The sequence below is a fragment of the Kitasatospora terrestris genome (assembly GCF_039542905.1).
In the GTDB taxonomy this organism is placed as follows: Bacteria; Actinomycetota; Actinomycetes; order Streptomycetales; family Streptomycetaceae; genus Kitasatospora; species Kitasatospora terrestris.
Genome location: NZ_BAABIS010000001.1, coordinates 248,792 through 263,818 on the forward strand (window position 1 = coordinate 248,792; position 15,027 = coordinate 263,818).

General features: G+C 73.1%; 12 protein-coding genes. 5 read left to right on the top strand and 7 right to left on the bottom strand.

From position 1 onward, the window contains the following. The first annotated feature begins 6 nt into the window (after window positions 1-6). A complete protein-coding gene (locus tag ABEB06_RS01165; protein ID WP_345694855.1) occupies window positions 7-588 on the top strand; it encodes a TetR/AcrR family transcriptional regulator in 582 nt (193 codons plus the stop codon). A gap of 121 nt (window positions 589-709) precedes the next feature. On the opposite strand, the gene ABEB06_RS01170 is transcribed toward ABEB06_RS01165, so the two are convergent. Then, the gene (locus ABEB06_RS01170; RefSeq protein ID WP_425559754.1) at window positions 710-2,773 is read right to left on the bottom strand and encodes a discoidin domain-containing protein; all 2,064 of its coding nucleotides are present in this window, start codon (window positions 2,771-2,773) and stop codon (window positions 710-712) included. Between the two features lie 348 nt (window positions 2,774-3,121). On the opposite strand from ABEB06_RS01170, the gene ABEB06_RS01175 reads away from it, so the two are divergent. Beyond that, entirely contained in the window at window positions 3,122-4,918 is a 1,797-nt protein-coding gene (locus ABEB06_RS01175) for a discoidin domain-containing protein (RefSeq protein ID WP_345694856.1), read from the top strand. 58 nt (window positions 4,919-4,976) lie between these two features. On the opposite strand, the gene ABEB06_RS01180 is transcribed toward ABEB06_RS01175, so the two are convergent. Next, window positions 4,977-5,648: a response regulator gene (locus tag ABEB06_RS01180; protein ID WP_345694857.1), complete on the bottom strand. Its 672-nt coding sequence runs from the start codon at window positions 5,646-5,648 to the stop codon at window positions 4,977-4,979. Then, window positions 5,645-6,874, bottom strand: a complete 1,230-nt coding sequence (locus ABEB06_RS01185) for a sensor histidine kinase (protein WP_345694858.1) — start codon at window positions 6,872-6,874, stop codon at window positions 5,645-5,647. Before ABEB06_RS01185 ends, ABEB06_RS01180 begins: the two co-directional genes overlap by 4 nt. Window positions 6,875-7,245: 371 nt before the next feature. On the opposite strand from ABEB06_RS01185, the gene ABEB06_RS01190 reads away from it, so the two are divergent. Continuing rightward, a complete protein-coding gene (locus ABEB06_RS01190; RefSeq protein WP_425559563.1) occupies window positions 7,246-8,757 on the top strand; it encodes an alpha/beta hydrolase family protein in 1,512 nt (503 codons plus the stop codon). A gap of 18 nt (window positions 8,758-8,775) precedes the next feature. On the opposite strand, the gene ABEB06_RS01195 is transcribed toward ABEB06_RS01190, so the two are convergent. Further along, window positions 8,776-9,510 carry a hypothetical protein gene (locus ABEB06_RS01195; protein ID WP_345694860.1) on the bottom strand — a complete coding sequence of 245 codons (735 nt, stop codon included), beginning with the start codon at window positions 9,508-9,510 and terminating at the stop codon, window positions 8,776-8,778. Between the two features lie 89 nt (window positions 9,511-9,599). After that, window positions 9,600-10,820, bottom strand: a complete 1,221-nt coding sequence (locus tag ABEB06_RS01200; RefSeq protein WP_345694861.1) for an RNA-guided endonuclease InsQ/TnpB family protein — start codon at window positions 10,818-10,820, stop codon at window positions 9,600-9,602. Between the two features lie 82 nt (window positions 10,821-10,902). Here ABEB06_RS01200 and ABEB06_RS01205 point away from each other — a divergent pair, with 82 nt between their 5' ends. Continuing rightward, a complete protein-coding gene (locus ABEB06_RS01205) occupies window positions 10,903-12,231 on the top strand; it encodes an IS630 family transposase (protein ID WP_345694862.1) in 1,329 nt (442 codons plus the stop codon). 271 nt (window positions 12,232-12,502) lie between these two features. Here ABEB06_RS01205 and ABEB06_RS01210 read toward each other — a convergent pair whose 3' ends face one another. Together ABEB06_RS01210 and ABEB06_RS01215 are read right to left on the bottom strand one after the other, a co-directional pair. Further along, the gene (locus tag ABEB06_RS01210) at window positions 12,503-13,147 is read right to left on the bottom strand and encodes a class III extradiol ring-cleavage dioxygenase family protein (protein WP_345694863.1); all 645 of its coding nucleotides are present in this window, start codon (window positions 13,145-13,147) and stop codon (window positions 12,503-12,505) included. Window positions 13,148-13,212: 65 nt separating this feature from the next. Continuing rightward, entirely contained in the window at window positions 13,213-13,938 is a 726-nt protein-coding gene (locus ABEB06_RS01215) for an SDR family oxidoreductase (protein ID WP_345694864.1), read from the bottom strand. Window positions 13,939-14,068: 130 nt separating this feature from the next. Between ABEB06_RS01215 and ABEB06_RS01220 the strand changes: the two genes are divergently transcribed. Further along, window positions 14,069-14,959 carry a LysR family transcriptional regulator gene (locus ABEB06_RS01220; protein ID WP_345694865.1) on the top strand — a complete coding sequence of 297 codons (891 nt, stop codon included), beginning with the start codon at window positions 14,069-14,071 and terminating at the stop codon, window positions 14,957-14,959. Window positions 14,960-15,027 lie beyond the last annotated feature (68 nt).

Genomic DNA, 15,027 nt, shown 5'->3' on the forward strand with positions numbered 1-15,027 from the left:
CCAGGCATGCCTCCCGCACCGAACCCGGAACTGCGCAACCAGCGGTCCCACCGCGCCATCCTCGACGCAGCGCTGGAACTGACCACCCGCGACGGCTACACCAAGGTCACCGTGGAGGCCATCGCCCAGGCCGCCGGGGTCGGCAAACAGACCATCTACCGCTGGTGGCCCAGCAAGGCCGCCGTCGTCCTCGAAGCGCTCAACGACCTGACGGGGCCGGCCGGTCGGGTGCCGGACACCGGCGACGTCGCCGCCGACATCACCGTCGCGGCCCAGGCCGTCACGCACATGCTCGGCACGGACCTCGGCACCGTGTGGCGCGGCCTGGTGGCGGACGCCCAGGGCGACCCCCGCCTCGCCGAGGACCTGCGCGAGAGCTTCTTCGAGCCCCGGATCGCCCGCTGGCAGGAACGCCTCGACACGGCCGTCCGGGCGGGCCAGCTCCGCACCGACGTCCCCACCCGGACCATCGTCGAGCTGCTCTTCGGCCCCATCTACTACCGCCTGCTCCTGGGCACCGACCGGCTCGACCCGGAGAACACCGCCGCCCGCGTCGACTACCTGCTCAACGGCGTCGGGCAGCGCTGAACCCGGGGCTCCCTCTTCGCCGGCGTCGGCGAAGAGGGAGCCCCGGTGAAGTGGCCCCGGCGTCCGGCACGATGCCCGTCGGCAGCCCGGGGCCGGACGGACCGGCCCCGGGCGCCGGGGGTCACTGCGAGACGCGGACGTAGTCGACGATCATCTTCTGCGGCAGGACGGTGGTGGCGTCGGGGTTGCCGGGCCAGTCACCGCCGACGGCGTTGTTCAAGATGATGTAGAACGGGTGGTCGTACACCCACGGGCCGCGGGTCCGCTCCAGCGTCGCGCGGTCGACGGTGAAGAAGCTGTGGCCGTCCACCGCGAACGTCATGTGGGTGGCGTCCCAGTCCACGGCGTAGGTGTGGAAGTCGGAGGCGAAGTCCGAGCCGGCCAGGGTGTACGGGGAGCCGTAGCCGCCTCCGCCGAAGTAGGCCGGGGCGTGCAGGGTGGAGTACACCGAGTCCGCGACCTTGCCGACGTGCTCCATGATGTCGATCTCGCCGCAGTTCGGCCACGGGGTGCCGGACTTGAAGTTCGAGCCGAGCATCCAGAAGGCGGGCCACAGGCCCTGGGTGCCGCTGACCTTGATCCGGGCCTCGACGTGGCCGTAGGTGAAGTCCAGGTGCCCGTGGGTGTTGATCCGGCCGGAGGTGTACTGGCCGTTGGCCTCCCGGCGGGCCTCGATGACGAGGTTGCCGTTGCCGTCCAGGTTGGTGTTGTCGCCGTTGGTGTAGAGCTCCAGCTCGCCGTTCTGGCCGTTGCCGGGGTCCTGGGTCCACTTGGCCGCGTCCGGCTTGCCGCCCGCGGGGCCGTTGAACTCGTCGCTCCACACCAGGCGCGGGGGGTTGGCCGGGGCCGGCGGCAGGGCGGGCGGCGGGGTGGGGTTGCCGCCGGTGCCGTACACGTCGAAGGTCCACAGCGAGTAGCCGTAGCCGTTGCTGCGCGCGGTGCCGTACATCCGCACGTACCGCCCGGTGCCGTCGACGTCGAGGGTCTCCTTGAAGCCCTTGCCGGTGGTGGTGGAGTAGATGCTGGTCCAGTTGGCGCCGTCCGGGGAGACCTGGATCTGGTACGCGGTCGCGTACGCCGGGTCCCACTGCAGCACCACCTGGGTGACGTGGGCGGTCGCGCCCAGGTCGACCGCGATCCAGCCCGGGTCGACCCAGCCGTTGACGTCGCTGGTCGCCCAGCGGGTGGCCGGGTCCTCGTCGAAGGCCTTGGCGGGTGTGCAGCCCGCGCAGTTGCCGCTGTCCTGGTAGGTCGAGGCGGTGCCGGGCTTGCCGTACGACAGCAGGGTCCTGCCGCCGCCCGGGTTGCCGCCCCCGCCGCCGGTGAAGACCTGGAACTCCCAGAGCGAGTAACCGTACTGGGTGGCGCGCTGGGTGCCGTACACCCGGATGTACCGGCCGGTGCCGGCGAGGGTGATCAGCTCGGTCGCGCCGCGGCCGTCCGCCGTCGAGTAGACGGTGCTCCAGGTGGCGCCGTCCGCCGAGACCTGGATCTGGTAGGCCTTGGCGTACGCGGTCTCCCAGGACAGTTGGACGCCGCAGACGTTCTGCGAGGAGCCGAGGTCGACCTGGAGCCACTGCGGGTCGGCGGCGGCGGACGACCAGCGGGTGCCGGCGTTGCCGTCGACCGCGGCGGAGGCCGGCGTGCCGGCGTTCTCCGCGGAGGAGGCGGTGGCGGACTTGTTCAGCGCGGCGTTGGTGGTCGAGCAGGTTCCGGTCCCGGTGCCCGCCGTGCCGTACACCTGGAACTCCCAGAGCGAGACGCCCCATTGGGTGGCCCGCTGGGTGGTGTAGAGCCGGACGTAGCGGCCGGTGCCGTTGACGGCGAGCGTCTGCGTGCCGCCGGTGCCGGTGGCGGTCGAGTAGACGTCGGTCCAGGTGGTGCCGTCACCGGAGGTCTGGATCCGGAAGGCCTTGGCGTACGCCGTCTCCCAGGTGATGACGACGGAGCTGACGGTGGCGGTGGCGCCGAGGTCGACCTGGAGCCACTGGGGGTCGGCGGCCGCGCTGGACCAGCGGGTGCCGGTATTGCCGTCGACCGCGGCCGAGGCGGGCGTGCCCGCGTTCTCGGTGGAGGACGCGGTGACGGGCCGGCCCTGCGACAGCAGGGTGCCCTCGGCCCGGGCGGGGGCCTGGCCGACGGCGAGGGCGAACGTCGCGATCAGGACGGCGACGAACGCGAAGATCAGGGAGCGGGGTGGTGCGGCGAGGGTGCTACGCGGGGGCCTGGCAGTCACAGCGTCTCCTGGGTGGGGGCCTCTGGGGGATGTGGGGGCGTGAGAGCGCTCTCTCCACGCAGCGATGATTACGACGCGGTTGCGCTCACGTCAATGAAGTGAACGAGTTCCGGAACTCCGGAACCGACAAGGCCAGGATTCCTGTTCAAGACCCGAAGGCATGTCGGGCTCAATTTCCACAGCCGGGCAACCTCTTGACGCCTCGGCGGTGCCTTGCGAGCATCACGCCGGAGAGCGCTCTCTCCCGAAGCTTGCTGAGTCTCCGTCACGAGTCCCCACCCGCTTGAGGAGAACACCATGCCAGGCAGCACTCCCCCACCGGCGCGCCGACGGCCCGGGCCGCACGGCAGCGGCCGGCCGTACCTGATCCTCGGTCTGCTGATCGCCCTGCTCGCGGGGCTGGCGTCCGTCGTCACCGCGCAGCACCCCGCCAGCGCGGCCGGCGCCCTGCTCTCCCAGGGCCGGCCCGTCACCGCGTCCTCCACCGAGAACGCGGGCACGCCCGCCTCGGCCGCGGTCGACGGCGACACCGGCACCCGCTGGTCCAGCGCAGCCGCCGACCCCCAGTGGCTCCAGGTCGACCTCGGCTCGACCCGGACGGTCTCCCAGGTCACGCTCACCTGGGAGACGGCGTACGCCAAGGCCTTCCGGATCCAGACCTCCGGTGACGGCACCACCTGGACCGACGTCTACTCGACCGCCACCGGCACCGGCGGCACGCAGACGCTCGCCGTCAACGGCACCGGCCGCTACGTCCGGCTCTACACCACCCAGCGGGCCACCCAATGGGGCGTCTCGCTCTGGGAGTTCCAGGTCTACGGCGGTCCCGTCGACCCGCCCGCCTGCGGGACCGCCGACGCTGCCCTGAACCGTCCGGCCACCGCCTCCACCACCGAGAACGCGGGCACCCCGGCCTCCGCCGCGGTCGACGGCAGCACCGGCACCCGCTGGTCCAGCGCCTTCGGCGACCCGCAGTGGCTCCAGGTCGACCTCGGCGCCCCGCTGCCGGTCTGCGGCATCGGCCTCACCTGGGAGGCGGCCTACGCCACGGCGTACCGCATCCAGGTGTCCGCCGACGGCACGGCGTGGACCGACGTCTACGCCACCACGACCTCCACCGGCGGCACGCAGAACCTCACCGTCAACGGCACCGGCCGCTACGTCCGCGTGTACGGCACCCAGCGCGCCACCCCGTACGGCTACTCGCTCTACGAGTTCGCCGTCCGACTGCCCAACGGCACCACCACCCCGCCCACCACGCCGCCGCCGGACGACCCCTTCTGGGGGACGACCAGTGACATCCCGGCCGCGAAGAACGTCATGGAACTGAAGATCCTCAACCGGACCAACGGCGCCTACCCGGACAGCCAGGTCTTCTGGAGCTTCAACGGCCAGACCCACTCCGTCGCCGAGCAGCCGTACTTCGACATGCCGGCGAACTCCTCGGGCCGGATGTACTTCTACGTCGGCTCGCCGACCGGCCAGTACTACGACTTCATCGAGTTCACCATCGGCGCCGCCTCCTTCGACGGCAACACCACCCGGGTGGACGCCTGGGGCCTGCCGCTCGCGATCCGGGTGCACTCCCACGACGGCACGGACATCAAGCTCGGCGACAGCCAGGACCTGTTCACGATGAGCCGGGCCCAGGTGTTCCAGTCCTTCCAGGACGCGGTGCCGGCGAAGTTCAAGGTGCTGGCGCAGACCCAGGCCCCGTACCGGATCATCGCGCCCGGCAGCGACCCGAGCTTCCGCACCGGCGGCGCCAACGCCGACTACTTCAGGGCGTACGCCGCCGCGGTGGGCGTCAGCGATTCCACGTCCGACATCTTCGGCTGCGCGGGCACCATGGCGGGCAACCCGACGATGTGCGCGGCGCTCAACCGCCACACCGCCGACCTGCCGGCCGCCCAGCAGCAGGACCCGAGCAGGTTCTACACCGGCGGCGAGCCGGCCAACTGGTACGCCAAGTACTGGCACGACCACGGCATCGACCGCCTGGCGTACGGCTTCCCGTACGACGACGTGGCCGGCCAGGCCGCGTACACCTCGATGCGCAACCCGCAGTGGATGGAGGTCGCCGTCGGCTTCTGACCGTCCGGACCGTCGCCGTCCCGCGGCCGCCCCGCCGCGGGACGGCTCGGACGTGCCGTCAGGCCGGGTGGACGAGGCGGCTCTCGTAGGCGAAGACGACGGCGTGGATCCGGTCGCGGAGTTCGAGCTTGTGGAGGATCCGCCCCAGGTGGGACTTGACGGTCGCCTCGGCGAGGTGCAGGACGGCCGCGATCTCGGTGTTGGACAGGCCGCGGCCCACCTGGACGAGCACCTCGCGTTCGCGGGTGCTGAGCCGGCGCAGCCGCGCGTCGCGGGCGGCGGTGCCGGTGTCCCCGCCGCCGGGGATGTGCGGGCGGAGGTTGTCCAGCAGGAGCCGGGTGATCCGTGGGGAGACCACCGCGTCACCCGCCGCGACGCTGCGGATCGCGCCGAGGAACTCCTCCGGCCTGGTGTTCTTCAGCAGGAAGCCGGAGGCTCCGGCGCGGAGTCCGGCGAACGCGTACTCGTCCAGGTCGAAGGTGGTGAGGATCAGCACTCTGCTCTGCGGGGAGACCTCGACGACCTGTCGGGTCGCCTCGATCCCGTCCGTCCCGGGCATCCGGACGTCCATCAGGACGACGTCGGGGCGCAGCTCCCGTGCGAGGCGTACGGCCTGGTCGCCGTCGGCGGCCTCGCCGACGGGTGCCATGTCGGGCTGGGCCTCCAGGACGGTGCCGAAGGCCATGCGCAGGAGTGCTTCGTCGTCGGCGATCAGGATGCGGACGGTCATGCGGCCGTCGCTCCGCCGCTGCCGAGGAGGAGGCGGGTGCGGACTCCCCAGCCGCCGCCGGGGAGCGGTCCGGCCTGCAGCGTCCCGCCGTAGGCGGTGGCTCGCTCCCGCATGCCGGTGATGCCGTGCCCGGCCGGGTTGCCGGTGCCGGCGGTGGCGGTGGCGGTGCCGGCGGTGGTGGTGCGCGGCGGGCGGGGGCCGGTGTCGGTGACATCCACGGTGACGGTGCCGGCGGTGCAACGGATCAGGACGGTCGCCCGGGTGCCGGCGGGCGTGTGCTTGAGGGCGTTGGTCAAGGCTTCCTGTACCAGGCGGTAGACGGTGAGTTGGGCGGTGGCGGGCAGGTGGGTGTGGTCGCCGTGGACGTCGAGGCTGGTCGGGAGCCCGGCGGCGCCCATCTGCTCGGCGAGGGTGCCCAGTTGGGCGATGCCGGGCAGCGGGTGGCGCTCGGCGTCGGGCTCGTCGGCCCGCAGGACGCCCAGCGTGCGCCGCATGTCGGTGAGGGCCTGCCGGCCGGTCTCGGCGACCTGGACCATCGCGGCGGTGGTCCGGTCGGGCGCGCGGTGCTGGGTGGCGAGGGCGGCGTCGGTGAGCGCGACCATGACGGACAGGTTGTGGGTGACGATGTCGTGCATCTCCCGGGTGATCCGGGTCCGCTCCTCTGCGACGGCCAGTCGGGCCAGGTGTTCCTGTTCCAGTTCCAGGCGTCGGGCCCGTTCCTGTTCGGCGGCGAGGTAGGCGCGGGTGGTGCGGACGTTCACGCCGAGGACGGCGGCGGCGACGACCGTCGCGGTGACGGCGACGAACGGGGTCAGGAAGGCGCCGTCCGTCGCCCAGCGCAGACAGGCCAGCAGGACCCCCGCCTCCACGACGGCACCGGCGGCGAGGGTGACGCGCCGGCTCGAGTGCGCGGCCACCGTGTGGAGGGCCACCAGCAGGGCGGCGTCCGCCGGGAGTTGGATACCGGCGAGCCACTGGACGAGCGCCGCGGCCGCCACCGCGCCGAACACCGCGAGCGGGGCCCGGCGCCGCCACAGCAGGGGCAGCGCGAGGGCGGCGGTGAGGGCGAGGGGCGCCGGCAGTTCGTGCGGCGGGTACGCGGCCACGACGTCGAGCAGGAGCAGCACCGGCAGCACCGACTCGGCCACCAGCGGCGGCAGCCGCCGGGCCCGCCGCCGGGCGGCCGTCACCGCCGGCAGCGCGCGCACCGCTCGGGCGGAGCGCACCGCGCGTGCCGTGCGGGCCGCTGGCCCGGAGGCCGCCTCGGTCATCGTCCGCCCCCTGTCGGTTCGGTGACCCGCCGGCCCCGGTCGGGGTCGGCGGCGCGTTGCACCCGGTCCGCACCGGGCCCGGGGCGTGGACGCCTCGCGAGGCCCGGCGCGCACCGCCGCCCTGTCACGGTAGGTGGCGGGCCGCGCGGCTCGCATGAGTCCTCCGGGTGATCACACCGCGCCGAGGTACGACCGCAGGAGGAGTCCCACCACCTCCCGCAGTCGCAATGCTGCGGCCTGCGCGGTGCCCGCGACTGCTGCCCCGGTGGCACGGGAGCCGTCCGCGGGTTGCGTCCCCGGGTGCACACGACCGCGACCCGGGGGCGATGTGGCGACGCGTCCCCGGCGCCGACGATGGCCGAGTGACCGAGATGCATCTGGGACTGCCGATGTCCCCCCTGGAAATCCTCGCCCTGCTGGCTGCCGCCTCCCTGGTGGTGGCGCGCTGGCTTCCCCCCGCCGCCCGCCCGCACGCCGTGCTCGCGGCGGGGACGGTCCTGCTGCTGTCCGTGCTCACCCTGGGCCTGACGGCCGGGATCCGCTGGCAGCTGCTGCCCGTGCTGGCGGGCGCGGCCCTCGCGTTGCCGTTCGCGCTCGCTCCGCTGCTGCGGCGGCGTACCGGTCGGGCACCGTGGCGGGCCCGCTGGTGGCTGGCCCTGCCCGGATCGCTGGCCTGTGTCGGCCTGATCGCCACGGGCCCGGTGGCCGCCTGGGCGTTCCCGGTGCCGGTGTTCCCCGAGCCGTCGGGGGAGTTCGCGGTCGGCACCCGCGTGGTGCAGTGGACCGATCCCGGCCGCCCCGAGAGCTTCACCGCCGACCCGGACGACCGGCGCACCGTCGTGGTCCAGCTCTGGTACCCCGCGCAGCCGAGCCCGGCGGGCGTCGAGCGGGCGCAGTACCTCGGACGCACCGAGCAGGAGGCGCGCACCGTCTCCGCCGCGCTCGCCCACGGGGTCGGCCTGCCCGGCTTCCTGGTCGACGGTGTGCCGCGGGCCCGCTCCCGTGCCGTCTTCGACGCCCCGGTGGACGGCCGGGGCGGGCGGTTCCCCGTCGTCCTGTTCTCCCCCGGGTCGGGCGGTGTGCGCACCCAGAACACCGCCTGGGCCGAGGAACTGGCCAGCCACGGCTACCTGGTCGCCGCCCTCGACCACCCGTACGACTCCGCCGCCGTGGTCCTCGCCGACGGCCGGACGGTCACCACCGCGACCGCCTCCAGCGGCGACCGGGACGGGGACGAGGAGCTCGCGGCCGGCTGGACGGCGATCCGCGCCGCCGACCTCTCCTTCGTCCTCACCCGGCTCGACGGCCTGGACCGCGGCAAGGGCGCCGACCCGCTGACCGGGCGCCTGGACACCGGCCGGGCGGCGGTGACCGGCCACTCCATGGGCGGCGCCGCGGCCCTGCAGGCGGCCCGGCAGGACCACCGCTTCCGCGCCGTCGTCGACCTGGACGGCTACCCCCACGGCCCCGTCTCGCCCGCCCTGGACCGCCCGGCCCTCGCGCTCACCCAGGACATCACCTCGGCCACCGACCCGCGCTACCTGCCCCGCCTCACCGAGGCGCTCGGCGCCGACACCGCGACGAGCTACCGGCTCACCGTCCCCGGCGCCGCGCACCTCACGTTCATGGACGGCCCGCTGTACCTGCCGCCCGTGCCGCCGGTCGTCGGCACCCTGGGCCGCACCGGGAGCCCGCGCACCGTCGCCGGGGCGACCCTCGCTTTCCTGGACGCCGTCCTGCGCGACGCCCCCGGCGACCCGGCCGGCGCCCTGTCGGCCTACGGCGAGCTCAGCACCCACCGCCCCGACGGGACGTGGGTGGCGGCGGCCACCAGGTGACCCCGCCACCCCCGTCGGCTACTCCCGCTCGTCGGCCGCCTTGCGCCGGCGGATCAGCAGCACGGCGCCGACGCCGATCAGGGACGCGCCGGTCACCACGATGCCCGCGACGTCGGCGCCGGTGAACGCCAGGCCGCCGGCGCTCGGGCCGACCGCGGGCGTGGGGCTCGGCACCGTGCCGGCCGGGCCGGAGGCGCTCGGCGACGGGCTGCCGGAGCTTCCGACGGAGCCGCTCGGCGACGGACCGCCGCTCGGCGAGGGGGACGTCGTCGCGGAGCCGGACGGGCTCGGCGAGGGCGAGGCGGACGCCGAGCCGCTCGGCGAGGGCGAGGCCGAGGGCGAGGGCGACGGGCTGGGTGAGCCGGACGGCGACGGGGAGGGCGACGGCGAGCTGCCGGAGCCGGTCGCGGCGCAGGTGTGCGAGAGGTTGAACAGGTCCAGGTGGCCCCCGCTCACCTCGGCGAGCGCGGCGGTGAGCCTGGCGCCCGGCGCCGACGCGACGTACGCGTGCTTGTCGCTCGGCGGGCCGAACGTGGTCAGCACCTGTTGGCCGCCCGGCTCGAACGAGACGGTGAGCTTGACGAAGTGCGCGTCGTTGGTGGGCAGGACGAAGTGCCAGCCGTCCGTGTCGGACGGGATCCCGGGGCAGTTCTCGCCGTCGGCGGCGGTCGCGGTCAGCGGCAGGGTCTGCCGCAGGTGCACGGTGTACGTGCCGCCCGTGGCGGACGCCGGGCCCGCAGCCGGGGCGGACACCAGGCCCACCGCGGCGGCCGTGGCGGCGGCGCGCAGGAAGAGGGAACGCTGCTTGACATCCTCCCCGGCCTGAAGGCCGGGGATTCCCCTCAGCCTCGCGGCTGAGCCGCTGCGCGTGAGCGCGGCGGTGGGACTACTTCCTGCTTCATCGACGACTGCCCGCCCGGAGTGCTCCGTTGAGGTCTGACACCGTCTCCACAGGCTGCTGCCGCCAGCCCGGCGGCCAGTATGTTCTTCGCCGCGTTCACGTCCCGGTCGTGGGTCGTCCCGCAGGCGCACGTCCACGTCCGGACGTTGAGCGGCATCTTGCCCTGCAAGGTGCCGCAGGCCGAGCACAGCTTGGAGCTGGGGAACCACCGGTCAACGGTGATCACCTCGCGTCCGTACCACTGGGCCTTGTACTCCAGCATGGACCGCAGCTCAGTCCAGCTCGCGTCCGAGATGGCTCGGGACAGCGTGCGGTTCTTGAGCATGTTGCGGACCGTCAGATCCTCGATCACGACCGTTTGGTTCTCACGGATGAGTCGGGTGGTGAGCTTGTGCAGGAAGTCCCTGCGCCGGTCGGCGATGCGGGCGTGGACGCGGGCGACCTTGAGCCGGGCCTTGTCCCGGTTCGCGCTGCCCTTGGCCTTGCGGGCAAGTTCCCGCTGGGCCTTGGCCAACTGCTCGCGGTCGGCTCGCTCGTGCTTGGGGTTGTTGATCTTCTCCCCGGTGGAGAGCGTCACCAGGCCGGTGATCCCGGCGTCGATGCCGACGGCCGGGTTCACCGGGGCCGGCATCGCGGGCCGGTCCTCGCACAGCAGGGAGACGAACCAGCGGCCCGCGCTGTCCTGCGACACGGTCACCGTGGACGGGACCGCGCCATCCGGCAGAGGCCGCGACCACACGATGTCCAGCGGCTCGGCCATCTTCGCCAGCGTGAGGCTGCCGTCCCGGTAGCGGAACGCGGAGCTGGTGTACTCGGCGGACTTCCGGGACTTCTTCCGGGACTTGAACGTCGGGTACTTCGCCCGCTTGACCCAGAAGTTGGTGAACGCCCCCTGCAAGTGCCGAAGCGTCTGCTGCAACGGAACCGAGGAGACCTCGGACAGGTAGGCCAGATCCTCGGTCTTCTTCCACGCCGTCAGCATCGCCGACGTCGCGTTGTAGTTCACCCGCTCCTGACGCAGCGTCCACGCTTCGGTGCGGGCCTGCAACGCCATGTTGTAGACCTTGCGCACACACCCGAACGTGCGCGACAGCTCGGCTGCCTGCGCATCGGTCGGATAGAAGCGGTACTTGAACGCCCGCTTCACGTGGTTCGTGGCCACGCTCACAAACTAGTGTCCTGCGCCGCAAATCACGCGGGTAAGTTGCTACTCTTTTCGGGTGTCGCATCCTGGGCCTTCTGCCGTGTCGATCACGTTGTCCGAGGACGAGCGTGCCGAGTTGGTACGTCGAGTGGCGTCGTGGGACCGGAGGGCTGCCGAGCGGGCCCGGATCATCCTGGCGTGCGCTGATGGCATGTCGAATGCCGCCGCTGCGAACCATGTTGGCGTTCAGGCCAAGACGGTGGGCAAGTGGCGTCGCAAGTTCGCGGCCGAGGGGCTGGCCGGTCTGCAGGACGCGGGCCGCATTGGCCGGCCGAAGGCCGACCTGGTGTTGAGCGATGCCGAGCGGGACCAGTTGACGCGGTGGGCGAGGCGGGCGAAGACCGCGCAGTATCTGGCCTTGCGGGCCAGGATTGTGCTGCGGTGTGCGGAGGGCGGGACGAACAGGCAGGCCGCGATGGACCTGGGTGTCGACGAGTCGACGGTGGAGCGTTGGCGGGCCCGCTTCATCGCCAAGCGCCTCGATGGGCTGCAGGATGAGCCCCGTCCGGGCCGCCCGCCGTCGATCCTGCTCGACCAGGTCGAGGACGTCGTCGTGGCAACGCTGGAGTCCGCGCCGGGCAACGACACGCACTGGTCCAGGGCCTCGATGGCCGCCCGTACGGGGCTGTCGAAGTCGACCGTCGGGCGGATCTGGAAGAGGTTCGACCTCAAGCCCCACCTGCAGGATTCTTTCAAGCTGTCCACCGATCCGCAGTTCGTGGACAAGGTCGTCGATGTGGTCGGGCTCTACCACAACCCGCCCGAGCGGGCGGTCGTGCTCTGCGTGGACGAGAAGTCCCAGATCCAGGCGCTGGACCGCTCCCAGCCGGTGCTGCCGATGATGCCCGGCATGCCCGAGCGCCGCACCCACGACTACCTGCGGCACGGCATCACCAGCCTGTTCGCCGCCTTCAACATCGCCGACGGCACCGTCATCAGTGAACTCCACCGCCGCCACCGCGCCATCGAGTTCAAGAAGTTCCTGGTCACGATAGACAAGGCCGTGCCGCGAGAACTCGACGTCCACGTGGTGTGCGACAACTACGCCACCCACAACACCGCCGAGATCCGCACCTGGCTCGCGAAGCACCCCCGGTTCCACGTCCACTTCACCCCGACCGGCTCATCCTGGCTCAACCAGGTCGAGCGCTGGTTCGGCCTGCTCACCGACAAGCTCCTCCGCCGCGGCGTCCACACCTCCGTCACGGCCCTCGAGAACGACATCAGGGCCTGGATCAACACCTGGAACGACAACCCCCGGCCCTTCACCTGGACCAAGACCGCCGACGAGATCCTCAAATCCCTCGCCGACTACCTCACCAAGATCAACCCGCCAGGCCCGACATCAGAGCAAAACTCACCCTCATGATTTGAGGCGCAGGACACTAGCGCGACTGCTTGTAATGATCAAACCCGCGGGTCAGAGCACCGCGGTCCGCCTGGCGGCGAAACACAGCCCCTTACCCCGCTCCGCAGGAAATCCAATACTCCCCGGCCTGAAGGCCGGGGTTTCCTTGGAGGTATCCGATGAACGGTCAACTCGCTGTCACGAACAGGGAGGATGGGACCTCCGGCGGTTCCCCGGGCGGCTCAGCGTGATACGCCGCGCGGCAGCCGGTCAAGCCCCTCGACGCCCATCGTTACCAGGTCCAGACCGCCACGAAGCAGCTGGTCCCGTCCACGGTCGCGGTGTGGAGCAGCCGGTGGGTCGTCAGGTCCTCGTCGGCGCCGTCCAGCAGTTGCCAGGGCGAGCGGCCCGACACCCCGAGCTCGCGGGCCAGGTCCGCGTCCAGGTCGGGAAACCAGCCGTCCGCGTCGCCGCAGGCCAGTGCGGCGGCGATGCCGGCGTCGAGCCCGGCGACCCGCGGGTCGGGGCCGGTGGTCCGGTCGGTGTCGCGCCGGGTCGGACCGTTCCCCAGGGCCAGGAGCACGACCCGGTCCGCCCATCCGGCCAGGTGGACCCCGTCCTCGCCGTTGGCGGGCCAGGACCGGTCGTCGTCCACCTCGTAGGCGCGGACCGGACCGTTCCAGCCCGCCCGGCGCAGCAGCGCCGCACCGACGCCGACGCCCGACGAGGTCGGCAGGCCGCCCGCCCGGCCGTCCGGATGCAGCAGGGTCCGCGGCCCCGGTGCGACGACGGCCACCAGGTCGGGTGCCGCGGCGAGGACGGCGGTCACCGCCTCCGCACAGGCCGCGCGCAGCCGCTCCGGCGCCGCCGTCGCGTCCCCGTCCGGCGCACCGGCGAGTGACGGCAGGTCGGGACAGACGGCGGCGGCAACGAGCATGCCGCACAGCGTAGTCGGCGCGGTCGGACCTCGGCGGTCGGCGCCGGGCTGCGTGACGGCCGCGGTCAGGCGAGGCGGCCGCCGCCGTCGACGTGCAGGACGGTGCCGGTGACGTACTGGTTGTCGATCGCGTACAGCACGGCCTTCACCAGGTCCTCGGTGGCGCCGACGCGCCGGGCCGGGTTGCGTTCGGCGACGCCGCGCAGGAACGCGGCCTTGTCGGCGCCGAGGCCGTCCCAGGAGCCGGTGTCGACGATGCCCGGGGAGACGGCGTTCACCCGGATCGGGGCGAGCTCCACGGCGAGCGCCTGGACGAGGAACGCGAGCGCGCCGTTGGTGGTGGCCATCACGGTGCGGGCGGGGGCCGGCCGCCACGCCGCCACGCCGGAGAAGAAGGTGAACGTGCCGGCTCCGTCGACCCGTCCCGCCAGGTGCTTGGCGAGCAGCAGCGGGCCGATCACCTTCGCGTCGAAGGCGCGGCGCACCGCGTCCGCGTCGAGCTCGGCCACCGGGCCGTTCGCGGGCATCGCGGCGGTCGAGACCAGGTGGTCGAAGCCGCCGACCTTCGCGGCGAGTTCGGCGATCGACCGCTCGTCCGTCAGGTCGAGCGGCAGGACCTCGGCCTCGCCGGCGAGTTCGCCGGCGGTCCACTCGAGCTTGCGCGGGTCGGGCCCGGCCAGGACGAGCCGGGCGCCGGCGGCGGACGCGGCGAGCGCGACCGCCCGGCCCGTGCGCGAGCCCGCGCCGACGACGACCAGCCGGCGGCCCGCCAGCGGGGAGGATGCAGACATGGGTGACTCCTTGGTGTGGGAGGGGGTCCGGTCGGCGGAACCTGCTCCGCGCCGACCGCTCCTCCACCCTCGCCCGGCATCCGCCCATGAGTCCAAGGCATGGCTTCTATCGGAACGATAAACTGTGGTCATGACGACCCTGCGGCAGTTCGAGTACCTGGTCACCGTCGTCGACACCGGGTCGTTCACCCGCGCCGCCGAGCGGCTGTACGTCACCCAGCCCGCGCTCTCCCACCAGATCCGGGCGCTGGAGGCCGCACTCGGCGGCCCGCTGCTGGAGCGGCTGCCGCGCACCGTCCGCCCCACCCCGCTCGGACGCGCCGTCCTCCCCCACGCCCGCGCCGCCCTCGCCGAGACCGAGCGCCTGCACGCCGCGGCCCGCCGGGCGAGCGGGTTGGAGGACGGCGAGCTGGAGATCGGCACCGTGTACTCGATCAGCCTCGGCATCCTGCCGCCCGTCCTGCGCGCATGGCGCCGCGAGCACCCCGGGGTCCGGATCCGGCTGCGCGAGTACCCGCACGGCGACCGGCTGCGCGGGGCCATGGCCGCGGGCGCCGCCGACCTCGCCGTCGGACCGGTGCCGGACGGCTGGGACGGGCCGATCCGCGAGCTCGGCGTCGAGGAGTTCGTCCTCGTCCTGCCGGCCGACGACCCGCTCGCCGCCTCCCCCTACCGCACCGTCCCGCTCGCCGAACTGGCCGACCGCGCCTGGGTCCACTACGCGCCGGACAACGGCCTCGCCGAGGTCCTCGACCAGGCCTGCGCGGCCGCCGGCTTCCACCCCGTCGCCGCGATCCGGGCCGAACAGACCTCCGCCGCACCCCTGTTGGCCGCCGCCGGGCTCGGCCCCGCGCTCGTCCCCGCCACCATCGTGCCGCCCCACTCCGACGGCGTCCTGCTCCGCCCCGACCCCCCGGTCCGGCGCACCCTCGCCGCCTACACCCGCACCCGCCCCGACCGCCTCACCACCGCCTTCACCGACCTCCTCGCCACCCACGCGCGCACCGATCAGCGCGCCTGACCCCGTCGGCGACGTCGCATCAGGACCCGGCCGGACCGCTGAGGACGGTCAGGACCAGGCTTGCGGGG